This is a genomic window from Paenibacillus sp. J45TS6, from assembly GCF_018403285.1.
GTDB lineage: Bacteria > Bacillota > Bacilli > Paenibacillales > Paenibacillaceae > Paenibacillus.
This window is the reverse complement of the sequence record NZ_BOSJ01000003.1, coordinates 354,278-367,037: the sequence shown is the minus strand read 5'-3', so window position 1 is coordinate 367,037 and position 12,760 is coordinate 354,278. Positions and strand designations below refer to the sequence as shown.

The 12,760-nt window shown below is 40.4% G+C and carries 10 protein-coding genes; all 10 read right to left on the bottom strand.

Going from position 1 to position 12,760, the window contains the following annotated elements; genetic code table 11:
* Window positions 1-13 precede the first annotated feature (13 nt).
* Window positions 14-1,498, bottom strand: a complete 1,485-nt coding sequence (locus KJS58_RS06760; protein WP_213531619.1) for a spore germination protein — start codon at window positions 1,496-1,498, stop codon at window positions 14-16.
* 175 nt (window positions 1,499-1,673) lie between these two features.
* Window positions 1,674-2,438, bottom strand: a complete 765-nt coding sequence (locus tag KJS58_RS06755) for an ABC transporter ATP-binding protein (protein ID WP_213531617.1) — start codon at window positions 2,436-2,438, stop codon at window positions 1,674-1,676.
* A 14-nt stretch (window positions 2,439-2,452) separates the two neighbouring features.
* Window positions 2,453-4,792, bottom strand: coding sequence for an ABC transporter permease (locus tag KJS58_RS06750; protein WP_213531615.1), 2,340 nt, complete (start codon window positions 4,790-4,792; stop codon window positions 2,453-2,455).
* Between the two features lie 33 nt (window positions 4,793-4,825).
* A complete protein-coding gene (locus KJS58_RS06745; protein WP_213531613.1) occupies window positions 4,826-6,115 on the bottom strand; it encodes an MFS transporter in 1,290 nt (429 codons plus the stop codon).
* A 30-nt stretch (window positions 6,116-6,145) separates the two neighbouring features.
* Window positions 6,146-6,769, bottom strand: coding sequence for a TetR/AcrR family transcriptional regulator (locus KJS58_RS06740; protein ID WP_213531611.1), 624 nt, complete (start codon window positions 6,767-6,769; stop codon window positions 6,146-6,148).
* A gap of 148 nt (window positions 6,770-6,917) precedes the next feature.
* On the bottom strand, window positions 6,918-7,442 hold the full coding sequence (locus KJS58_RS06735) for a ferritin-like domain-containing protein (protein WP_213531610.1): 525 nt from the start codon (window positions 7,440-7,442) through the stop codon (window positions 6,918-6,920).
* An 85-nt stretch (window positions 7,443-7,527) separates the two neighbouring features.
* The gene (locus KJS58_RS06730; protein ID WP_213531609.1) at window positions 7,528-8,064 is read right to left on the bottom strand and encodes a hypothetical protein; all 537 of its coding nucleotides are present in this window, start codon (window positions 8,062-8,064) and stop codon (window positions 7,528-7,530) included.
* A gap of 36 nt (window positions 8,065-8,100) precedes the next feature.
* Window positions 8,101-8,700 carry a hypothetical protein gene (locus tag KJS58_RS06725; RefSeq protein WP_213531608.1) on the bottom strand — a complete coding sequence of 200 codons (600 nt, stop codon included), beginning with the start codon at window positions 8,698-8,700 and terminating at the stop codon, window positions 8,101-8,103.
* 197 nt (window positions 8,701-8,897) lie between these two features.
* Window positions 8,898-10,667 (bottom strand): ABC transporter ATP-binding protein, encoded by a 1,770-nt coding sequence (locus KJS58_RS06720; RefSeq protein ID WP_213531607.1) that lies wholly within the window; start codon window positions 10,665-10,667, stop codon window positions 8,898-8,900.
* Window positions 10,664-12,421, bottom strand: coding sequence for an ABC transporter ATP-binding protein (locus KJS58_RS06715; RefSeq protein ID WP_213531606.1), 1,758 nt, complete (start codon window positions 12,419-12,421; stop codon window positions 10,664-10,666). Before KJS58_RS06715 ends, KJS58_RS06720 begins: the two co-directional genes overlap by 4 nt.
* Window positions 12,422-12,760 lie beyond the last annotated feature (339 nt).

The following is a 12,760-nucleotide window of genomic DNA, read 5'->3' as shown; positions in this document are numbered from 1 at the left end:
CTCTACCTCCCGATCAATCATCATTGTCAGATTTCAACTTCTTCATCCATTTGGATCTCCAAGAAGAATCGTTCCTTTTCGTTAAATCCGTTTGATATGCAAACTGTGTAGAATTTGTAATCAATGTGGCATTAAGCATCCCTTTGGTATCCGGTGGATAGAGAGGATACAGGTATGGTTTACCATAACTTGTCATTTTCAGTAAATGAATCAACAAGAAGATAGCAAAGAAAGCAATGCCTATTAACCCTAAAGCCCCGGCAGCGATCAGCATAGGGAATCGTACAAAACGAATGGTAGAACCCATCATATAGTTTGGTGTCGTAAAAGAACCAAGTGCGGCAAGGGCAACGAGCATGACGAGTGTATTGCTTGTAAATCCTGCTTGAACGGCAGCTTGACCAATAACGATACCACCTACGATACCCATGGTTTGTCCCACTTTTGTCGGCAGACGTGCCCCTGCTTCTCTTAATAATTCAATGGATGTTTCCATAAGCAAGGCTTCTAAGAGCGGCGGAAACGGAACCCTTATTCTTGTACTGATTAGCGGCTCTAACAAGGGTACAGGAATCACTTCATAGTGATATGTTAAGGCAGCTACATACATCGGTGTGAGGAAAATCGAGAAAATAAAAGCAATCGCTCTTAATAAGCGAGTGAATGTTCCGATTCCCCACGTATTGTACCGATCTTCTACCGAGTAGAAGAAATCAAAAAATGTGGTAGGACCAATAATAACTTGAGAGTTCCCTTCCATTAAGACAACAACTTTCCCCTTTAATAAGGCGCGCGAGGTAAGGTCTGGTCGTTCGGTTAATGACATTTCTGGAAAAAGTGAATATTTATTATCCGTTAAAAGCTTCAGTAATAACGGACTTCCAAAAAAACCTGCTACTTTCCGCCTTTCGATCCGCTTTCGGATCGTCTCAATAAACGGAAGGACATCGGGTGATTGGATATAAAGCATCGTTGCTACCGTGTTGGTTTCTGTATTTAACTGAATTTCTTCTTGAATTAACTTCGGACTTGTAATGTAGGAACGAAGTAGTGCAATATTTTTTCCCATGGACTCGGTAAATGCCATCATCGGTCCATAAATGGTGGTTTCATTCTCGGCATTAGCAGGTGCACGAGCAGGGATATTAGCTACACTAACGATAATCCCTTCCTTGCTGCCCTCCATAAAAACAAGAGCACTTCCACTTAGCAATTCCTGGATAGCATTAGATATCTCATCAAACATTTTACAGTTGCCGATGGCAATCTGATCTGAAAGAGATTCTATGTTTTCATATTGATTTTTCTCTATAATTTTCCCGATTACATTCTGATTGATTTGCTCACAGTCCACCATTCCAGACATAAAACATATCGCTATTTTTTCACCTATCGGCTTTGTAATCAGTCCTTCACTTTCGTTCAATAATGTTTTTAATTGTTGTTCAATTTGCTTGCTATAATCTGACATAATGGCTTTATCCTTTTCCCTCATCATATTACTCCATAGCTAATATTCTCCACTATGGAGCATACATAATATGTCCCTATTATCTTCGCTTCATTCATAAATAATGACACTTCATGATGGATTAAGTTCCTTCATATAGCTCTGTCTAAAGAGATGAGTTCCTTGTTGACGCAAAAAAACCGCGGGGTTTTCCGCGGTTCTCTTAAAATCCTAATTTAAATAACCAAGCTGTGATTCGTTCTTCCCGATCTTTCAGATCACCATTCACTTTATTATATTTGCCCAGATGCAGCTGTGCAGTTATGTTCCCATCAAGCATGTAAAGTATTCGTTCCGCGTTAGCAGCAACTTTTGAATCATGTGTTGCGAGCAGTACGGTAGTCCCTTCGCTATTTATTTCGGTCAAAATCTCCATGATTTCACCCGCAGATTTAGAGTTCAGTGCACCTGTTGGCTCATCACCGATAACCATCAATGGCTCATTGATGAGCGCACGACAGATAGCAGCCCTCTGTAATTGTCCTCCCGATACCTGTGTGATATCACGATCTGCAAGAGATAAAATACCTGTTCTACTCATTAATTTATCAGCTCTTTTATTGATCGTATTTCGGCTGTGTTTCTTTGCACGATAGGCTGACAAAATGATATTGTCACGAATGTTCAAGTTTTTTAGCAGGTGCATTTGCTGAAAAATAAATCCCATCTTATGAAGCCTTAATTCTGCCAATTCTTCCTCGGATAGATAAGCAATTTCTTGCCCTTCAAAGACAACACTTCCCGAACTTATTTTATCCATACCACTGATTGAATAAAGCAAGGTTGATTTACCAGAACCGGAAGGCCCCATAATCGCAACAAACTCCCCGGACCAAATTTGCAGTTCAATACCTTGTAACACGGATTGCCGAAATCCCTGGCTATTAACATAGGCTTTATTTAATTTCTTCGCTGCTAATATAGGCATACCGATGCCCCCTCTTATTTGGAAATATGTTCAGCAATACTATACTTTTTCTTTGCGCGAGTGTTCAATAAACTTGTAATCGATATCATAGCTAAGAAAAGAAGCGGATAAAGAACATACGTGATTAACGAATTAAATTCTAAATGAATTTTTGGAGCACCCATAAATGAACCTACTACTTGAATAAGCCCTTGCCCAATGGTAACCGTACCTAATGTTCCAATAATAACCCCCGTCCCTCCCAGTAAAAGCATTCTTATCAAATATTGAATTTGGATATCCCGAATTGTAAAACCGAGACTTCTCATCATCGCTAATTGAGGAGCATCTTTTGCCAAAAGCATTCTTAGAAATAAAGACGTAATAAGAACTGTAATAGACAAAGAAATGACAATTGCTAGAATGGTGACAAACTGCAGTTGTCTGATTGTATTGCCTAGAGTTTGTGCTAGGTAGCTTTTCAGATGAGTTATTTTTGCCGGATAAAAGGCATCTGTGAATTGATCTACTTTCTTATGCACTGAAACATCTGGTTTCACATCTAGCGCTATGACATGCCACATCACATTCTTTGAATCATAAGGTATTTGCGCTTTAGCGGTTCGACCACCATTCGTTATATCTTGATAGGTTCCACTAACCCTCATTTTCACTTGTACCTCTCCCATTTTTATAACAAGCGTGTCATTCACCTTTTTGTTCAAGTCCTTAGCAAGAAGGTCAGAAAGCACAAGTTCATGACTCCCTTTTGGAGCTGATCCGCTTATATACGACAAAGGAAAAATCGAAAAATCACCCGTTTCCACGTTTACACTTTCCCAAACACCTTCATCATTCTGTACCTGATAGCGGGAGGTAATCAGTGGAGAGAACTTTTCTATGTCGGGATCATTATCTAATGCGGTTATTATCTGTGAAAATCTTTGCTGAGTGTTGGCCGATTGTGGTAAGTCAATGCGGATATCACTCTGTCCTACCCCCAAATAGGAAATGAAACTAGGCAACTGAAGCGTGTGTAACAATCCTAGCGGCACCATAATGATAAATACATTCAATGCATACACGAAAAACAATAATGTAAACATGGTGACTCGTCTGAAGACATCTTTTATTCCGAGAAAAACGTTTACGTTCACATATTTACATCTGCTAAGCTGTGCTCTTCCTATCGGATTTTGTGACTTCAAAGAAGTACCTGACCTCAGTGACTCTACTGCTGATATTCGATTTAACCTTCTAAGCATTACTTTACAAAAAAATACGACGATACAGAAAATTAGACCGACAGCCAAAAAAGGGATGACATAAGAAAGCAAGCTTTTCGTGACAGCACCCAAATATAGACTAATATTAGCGGTAACTAAATTTATGGTCGTTAGGGATATTAAATACCCGCAGCTCGTTGCGAGAGCGGATATCACAATATATTTTGCCAGATAGATTCGTTTGATATCGAGGTTAGATAAACCTATTGCTTTCATGACGCCAATTTCTTGATAATCCTCCTCCATCGTTGCGGTAATTGTAAGTCTTAAGCAAAGTAAAGCTATAACCATTAACAGAAAACTTACAATAATAATGACAATTGCTATCATTCCATCTGTCAGTGCATTCAACAAAGTAAATAAAGAATAATCAATCGTAGGACCTTTATTTGGCATATTGGATGAGAAATAGTTACTACTAAAATCGCTCAGTTTACTTAGATCGGTTAGTAGAAATTCAATGAGGTATTCCATATCTCCCACATTTTCTCTAAGTACAGCAAAATCCTTCTCACTTATGACAAAACGCTTTGAACTGACCATAGCGGGGTTCATTTGAGCATCACGCACAAAATCAACAATTTTAAATTCTCGTTTGAAACGCTCTGTTTGAATGAGGACAGTATCACCAAGTTCGAGGCTCTTCTGCTGCATGTAATAAATAGGCATCGCAATCTCTCCTGGAGCCACCTGAATAACTTGATTCTTTAAATTCAATAACAAATCGAAAGAAACATTCTGTCTTACAAAGCCGATATCCATAACACTATTTGCTTCCGACTGTTCTGAAGATCCTATAAATACATTTGAACCGTCAATTCTAAGCATCTCTACCGTCTGCTGTTCCTTGACGAGAGGATGGGCCCTCGCAAATTCTTCGATACCCCTCTTGTCGATGGGTCCAGCATGCATTTGTACAAAATGAGGAGCTTTAGATTGGGACAATAGATTGTTTAGAGAACTCGATAATTCCGTAATGACATGTGAAGCAGAAGCAATGAGCAGGGCTGAGAGCATAATAAAGAAAAATAAGATGGTCGTTATGATTTTATTTCTTTGAAAATCTCTCTTTACGATGTGCAGCAGCATAGATTGGTACCTTCCCCTTTCTTCTTAAATCAACTATGTATTCTCCAGTGCTCGGATCGATTTAATACGTGGAATGATAAGAGAAAGGATCACGATGAAGAGTCCGGAGACGATGAACAATAATCCTGTACCTCGTCCCTCCCCAATCCCAATAATATTCCCCAAAGTAGGAGTAAGGGGTCCTCCTTCACGTAATAGTGGATTAAATACATGGTCCGCCAAAGTTCCGGCTAATGCGTACGAAGCTACATAACCAAGCTGGGAAAGTATCCCGATGATCCCCCATGCCCGTCCCTGTGCTTCACTAGAGATTTTTTTACGAATCATCACATCAGCGCTTGTGTTGATAAAAGGAAGCGCAGCAAAGAATATAAATCCGAACACGGAAAGAAAGTAAATATTCGTTGTTATCCCTAACAGGGAAAAGAAGAAGCCGGCAAAACCAAGACCTATGGTTAACACAGGGATATAGCTTCTTTTCATATTGAATAACCCTATAAAGAGGCTCCCGATCAGCATACCGGATGCGCTTAGAGACATGATTGTGCCGAGGGTTCTGGAATTCATATAAGGTAGGAGCATCGGAGTAAATAATGTCTGGAGAAGGCCCATATAAAAAGTAATAATTGAAAGAATAATTGTAAGCTGCTGAACACCTTTCGAAGCTATAAGGATATCCCAGCCATCCTTCAGATCTTTGATAAACGTCACTTTTATTTTCGTTTTTTGTATCACTCGCAGATTTCTTTTCACAAAGAACACAGCAAAGAGCGTAATAAAAAAGGTAGCAATATCGATAATGAGTATGTTCCTTATATCCATGATCGTGAGGAGGATTCCGGCAATAATCGGGGAGAGAAGATATTTAGAGGCGCCGGCAAGTTGTACAAGTCCACTAGCTTTAGCAAACTGCTCTTCCGTTAATAAGTCCGTAATTGTAGCTTTGTAAGCGGGATCTAGCAAGGATACAAACACAGAGCTAAGCGTCACTCCAATGCATATTTGCCATAGGGCTGGTTCACCCAGCAACATCGCGATGAGTACAAACACTAGACCAAACGCAGAAAATAAATCACCTATAATCATCATTAGACGTCGATCAAATCGGTCTGCAAGCACTCCGCCAACAGGTCCAAGGATAATGGTGGGGAGAAAAGCACATAAAGTGACTATTGCAACACTACTAGCGGTCCCTGTCATCTGGTATACATATACTCCGAGCACAAACGCTGTCATACCGCTGCCAATACTGGATATCCATTCTCCGGCCCAGAGCACCATGAAATACCCAAAAGATTTATTGACCTGCGTCTGCGTCTCCATATATAGCCCCCACCTTTCAACATAAGAAATCTATTCAAACATTTGGGACACATAAGAAAAACTTCCTCTCTCTGCCCCGAGTGTCGACTCCATCATATAGATAAAAGCTTGTATCTTTTGCACAATTTCTTCAGGTGTCCATTTGAATATTCCTTCATCAAACAAAAACTGGGATGAAATAAGCAGAAACTCTATTGATTCACGAGGATAAGGGGTGTGGAAGAATTTTTCCTCGATTCCCTGCTCAATCACTCCTGTCAAAATAGGTGTTAATTGCAATATGGTTTCCGTTAAACTTTTCTGATGGATCTGTGCATTATCAGGTTCATGAAACTCTTCAATCATCTGCCTTTTGCTCGGGGTATTTGGCTTTTGCGCCATAATGATCTGTAGCAACTTTTCGTGGACAGTAAGCTCCTTATCCGTGGCAATTTTCTTGGCGGCCACAACTCCAGTTTCGATAAACCGCATCACAACGGCATCCATCACTTCTTCCTTTGATTTAAAGTAATAATAGAATGTACCTTTGGCGATACCTATAGCCTGCAACATATCATTCACTGTAGTTTTGCTATATCCTTTGGTGAAAAACAGTTGCTCTGCCGTGTCTAATATTTCGTTTCTGCGGTCTTCGGGAGCTTTTGAGATTCTCATTCATTGGGTCTCCTTTTTATGTATTGACTGACGGTCGGTCTACCAATGATTATATAAAATAACCATTCTTTGTCAATCTCTATTTTTCCTATAAGCACAAAAAATCCGTGGAGTTTTCCACGGATCGATTTAAATATAGGTTTCCGATTTACTTTTTCATCATTTTACTAAGATACAAATTCAGGAGATAATTATATTTATCTGCATGTTTTTGTTCGTCTGTGATAATTTCATAAACCATATCTCGATAATACTGGCTAGGTAGCCCTGCTCTGATATCCCGATAACGTTCCACAGCGGAGAGCTCTCCGAATAGAGCTTTTTTAACTCCTTCTATATAAGAACTTGGTTTTTCAAACTCGACATCAGTTGGAGAAGTAATGGTTTGTCCTGTCAGATCTTGATAGATCCTACGGAACATTTGATTATGCTTACGCTCATCATTACGAATACTCTCAATGATTTCTTTTTCTTCCTGGGACGGTGCTTCTGAAATTAAGTAATCGTAAAATAGTTCATCCTCACGCTCGCCGCTAACCGCATTTTTTATGAGAGTCAGCGCCTCTTCCAGTGATTTGTAAGTAGTCGTTTCCTGACGCATCTGCCCATACGGATAATAAGAAGTTGGAGTAACTGAACAATATCTCACTGGATAATACGTATTGTAATACATGGGTTCCCCTCCGGTATCGTTTGGTTTTCACTCCAATATATTCGTGAGTGGGCGCTTCTGTACCATGTCCTGCGTATACCCAGGTTTAGGTTCTAATAAACAGACGATTATTAACAACCATTTTTGTAACAACATCTTGTTGAAAATATATAGGAAAACTGAGATCAAAATTCCCTTGGACAACCACTTCCCCTTGACCAAAGATATAATCAACAAAACTTATTTCTAACACAGACAGCTTCACTAGCAGAATAAGTTCCTCTATGTTCTCGACGATTACACACCCAGGCTGTTTCTTGAGCAGTTTTTTATAGATCGTGAAGTCTACATCCCCTAGCCTATTCTTTTCTTCCTTGTTTAATTTTTTTATAGGATTGTTAAAATAGACGGTACACGTGTATTTAGAAAACATGTCCTTGAAAAAGGAAATAAACTTGTTCTCATGTTTCAAATGATATTCATATGGGATGATGATTTCCCTAGCTTCTTCCTCAGAAAGGCAATAATCGAATACATCAAGAATACCTTGATGCTGATCATGTTCTTCCAAGCTCGCCTCTTTTAATCGTTGCTTCATTTTCTTATAACGTCCGTCATGGCCGTTTCTCGGTATTAGAATCATCCTGTATCCCTTCTATTTTACATACTTGCTACTGACTCAGATTGGATTATTTAATAGAATATCCCTGATTTCTTTCGTTTCAAATCCGAAATCACCAAATGAAATTACAACTCCTCCGAGCGTGGCATAGTAAAATACCTCTTCCGTTTCGATGACGGTACTTATACTTAGAATCATCTCTCTTTTTATTCCGCCTTCATCGACAAAGCCTCCACTAATACTGCCCCAGATGAGATGATCCCCTGATTGCAACACCTCTTTTTCAAGTTGTGAGCTTGATACCGTAAAAGGGTATTCTTTACCTAATATCGTTAGTACACCTTCCCCTTCCGCTTTATAAAATTCTCCATTTGGCGAGAATGTTGCATCTAGCTTTAATGTATCTTTTTCGCTCATTTTATTGTAAAAATCAGGACTACCAAACATCTTTTCAGCCATTTCCTCATTAGTTGCTGTCTTGAAATCTTCAGGCACAGCGTCAATATATGTACTTTGATAATGAATGGTAACTTCCCCATCTTCATTGAACTTCTGTTCACTTGGCATCCCTTTTATAAGTATGTACATAGCAAATACAACTGCAACTAATAACAGCAGTCCACCAATCGTACCTATCATTTTCTTTTTCTTCTTCATGCTGTTCCCCCTGTTGTTGTCTGAAAAAGTTGACCTTACATCATTTCTTGATAATATAAATTTCTTTCTATATTTTCGCTATCATACTAACACAGAACACATGTGATAACAAAACGAAGCATATCCCTATAGCATAACGAAAAACACCTCTCCAATGAATAAAGAGGTGTAGTAAAATTACCCGAATATACTCCTATTTAAACCCTGGCTGGCACCTGTTCTCCCTGCCACAATAGCTGCATTTCTTCATTTTCTTCAAGCAACTTGGTTAGACTGCCTTCTGCTTCAATCCGTCCATCCTTCATTACAATAATATGGTCAGCCTTAGTAAGTGCTGCTTTACGGTGAGATACGGCAATGCAGGTTACATTCTTTTCTTTAAATAAACCATCCCATACTAGCTGCTCTGTCTCTACATCCAGTGCGCTCGATAGATCATCAAATATGAACAAGTCCGCTCCCGTCATGATCATACGTGCAGTTGCTGCTCGCTGAATTTGCCCGCCAGACAACATTACTCCTCGCGGTCCCACAAAAGTCTCAAGCCCTTGATCTAAATGGGTAATATCTTTCTCCATGACAGCAAGACGAATTGCTTTATTTAAAGACTCTTCTACATTTGATCTCTTTCCTTGAACGATATTCTCTTTTAGGGTATCACTGAATAGACGCGGAACCTGCGGTGTATATGCGGCTCTCGGAGGCATTAAGAAAGTACCAGGATCGACTTCCTCACCATTCCAGCGAACCGCGCCCCCTTGCTTGGGAAGCAGTCCAAGCAGCGTGCGGACCAGCGTAGATTTACCAGCACCAATCCGGCCCGTGATGACAATAAACTTACCCCTTTCAAGACGAAAATTAATATCTGAAATTCCTTTATCTGAATTCGGATAATGATAGGTTAAACGGTTTACCTCGAGTACACTCAGCTGTTCATTCGGTTCTCTATGAATGATAGGAAGCTCAGGAGGTTCCTCATTCAGATAAATTTTCCGTGATTCAATGATTCGATCTTCTTCACCTGGACGAAACAAAGTACGCATTCGGTCAAACGATATTTTAAGGCGCTTATGTTGAAAAACCATGTACCCGAATAGTGAAATACTGTACCCGATATTAGCTAGATACGTGGTGAATAAAGCAAAATCTCCAACCGTAAATCGGCCTGCCTGCATTTCAGAAGCACACATAAGAAGAATGAGACCCGTACATATGCTGATTACATGTTGATTGAGTGATCTCATCCATTGCTTGAACAGATTATCTTTCAGCGCCGCTTGACGGCGATCTTCATTCAATTTTGTAAAGCGATCATGAACATGATCTTCGGCCTGACCTAACTTCAGTGCTTGAACAGCACCAAAGGTTTCCGCAATAAAACTGGTAATGCGCCCCGTTGCCTCTTTGTTTTTCTGTCCATATCTGCGGGCTCGATTCCCTGACAAATTATTAAGGAAAGTAACGAGAAGTAGGGGTAGAACTGCCACCAGCATGATCTTCCAGTTGATACTCGCCATAATGCTGATCGATACAATAGAAAAAACGAGTTTCCCCCAAAAATCTACCCATGACTCTACATACTCTACAACTTCATCCACATCATCTCGAAAGCGACTCATCGCTTCTCCTGGTGATGCGGGTAGATTCCGACCAGGCCAGCGCATTATGCCTGAGAGCATATTCGTACGAAGAATCGCTTGAATATGAAAGATATAGGTTATCCATTGATAGAATGCTGTAAAGAAAGTACCTACTCTGATGAACCTTACTACCGCAATAAAGATCAGCGGAACCGCAAGCCACATATAGTCATTTGAACTTGCAGCGGTTGCCCGATCAAAGAACCACTGCATGCCAATTCCGATAGCGAGGGGTAAAGAGTGAAATACACACCATAACACTCCATTAATTAAAAATAAAAAGGGATTATACCGAAATAATCTTCCTATAAATCCAGCTACCGTCATGCTAGTTCCTCCTCTGTGCCTGTCGCCAGCAGTCTTGCATAATGCGAATTTGGACGCCGTGCAAGTTCTTCCCGTGCTCCAAACTCTATGATTTCGCCATCGCTTAGCACTAGAATTTTATCTGCCTTCTCTAATGTAGCCAGTCTGTGCGCAATAATAATGCCGGTGCACTCTTCCATTAATTGATCTACTGCGATTTGCAGTATCGTTTCTGTGGCTGCATCCAGCCGAGATGAAGGCTCATCGAGAATGACTAGACTCGGCTTTGTTAAAAAGACACGCGTTAAAGCAAATAGCTGTGCTTCCCCTGCCGATAGCGAGGAACCTCCCGCCGTCAAATGTGTATCCAGCCCTCTCGGCTGTGCATCAATCCATTTGCGAAGTCCAAGCTGCTCGGTCGTTTTCAGAATAGAATCATCAGACACACCTGCATCAAATAAGGTTAGATTGTCACGCAGTGAGCCATCGAACAACTGGACATCTTGTGTAACCATGCCAACTCTGCGATAGAGTGCCGGAAGCTTCAGTGAAGTAATATCGATCCCACCCACACGAATCACTCCGCTGTCTATATTGTATAACCGAAGCAAAATACGGCTGAGACTGGATTTTCCGCTGCCTGTTCGCCCGATGATGCCAAGCCTTTCTCCCGGTTTAACCGTAAAGTTAATGTTTCTGAGCACAGGTTTATCTTCGTTATAACTAAAGCTCACCTTATCAAACTCTAGACCAAGAGCTCCTTCAGGAAGCTGCTCCTGTTCCCCGTCCACAATACTACTTCGATGAGAGAGTAATTCTCTTGAACGAAGCATGCCAGACTTTGCTTTTTGGAATTCTTGGACCTGATCGCCCAGCATCTCAATCGGGTCGTTTAACATTTGGGTATATTGGTAGATTAGAAAAAGCGTACCCAGGCTTATTTGACCTATTAAATAGTAATGTACGCCAAGTAGCAGCACAGCAGTAACTGCTAAGGCAAACAAGATCACCGTCGTATTCCATGGGATGACCCGAATCATCCAGGCTTTTCTTCCTTTAAGGAATACAGCGCGCATTAAATGATGAAATCGGTTCATCACATAAGGAACGTTGCCGTTCGCTTGCACATCTTCAATACCGGCAATCCGTTCTTCAATGAGTCCAAATAAGGAAGCACTTGCTTCACGCTCATCCTTGGACGGACCAACACCTAAATCACGAATGAATACCATAAATAAGATCGAAACAAAGGTAAATACCGTCATAACGATGGCAATAGGTAAATTCACAGTGAACATGAACCCGAGTATTCCCGCGAGCAGAACAAAGCTCCCGATGACCTGAACGATAAACATGGAGAAAAAGTTCGAAATACTAGTCACGTCTCCATCCACACGTTCGATCATCTCACCAGGTGTTTTCATGTTGTGAAACCGCATATCAAGCCTTAAACAGTGCTTCAATAAGTCACCCCGAAGTCGGTTGGTCGCACGCCAAGAGACATCGTTACCTAAGTAACTAACTGCTACGGTTATGACCTGATTTAGAACAGCCACGACCAGAAATAGCCCTGCCAGCTGTATAAGTGTTGTCAGTACACCTCCAACTGCTGCCGTATCAATAAATCGTTTAATGATTTGCGGGCTGATCAGCTGCAGTCCCGTTGAAACTAACAACATGATCAGCAAGCTCGCTAATCGGCCTTTTACTGGCCTCAAATACTGAAACAACCATGTCATTGATACTTTCTTTTCTTTGGTCTTTTCTTTGGGCATATTGCCCACCCCCATATATGTGTAAATATGTAGATAAATGAATCAATTTTGTTATGAAAATGGATTCAAACCACTTAGAATAAAACTAATTCCAGCAGTAAATCTTTACCAGTTTACCGTATGTTTTCTTTTTTTCCTAGGTAAAAAATAATTATAAATTTGCTCGTAGATGTAACAGTGAATTAAAAGTAACATTTATCCATTTGTGATTGCGAGACCACTTGATTGTGCTTTAAAACTCTGAGTAATTGTTGTGTTCGTCCGGTCTTACTCGATTAGTGGCATCAGGAGCTTCTCATTTCGGCACAGGAAACAGAATTTAAAATAAGGAAAACTTGC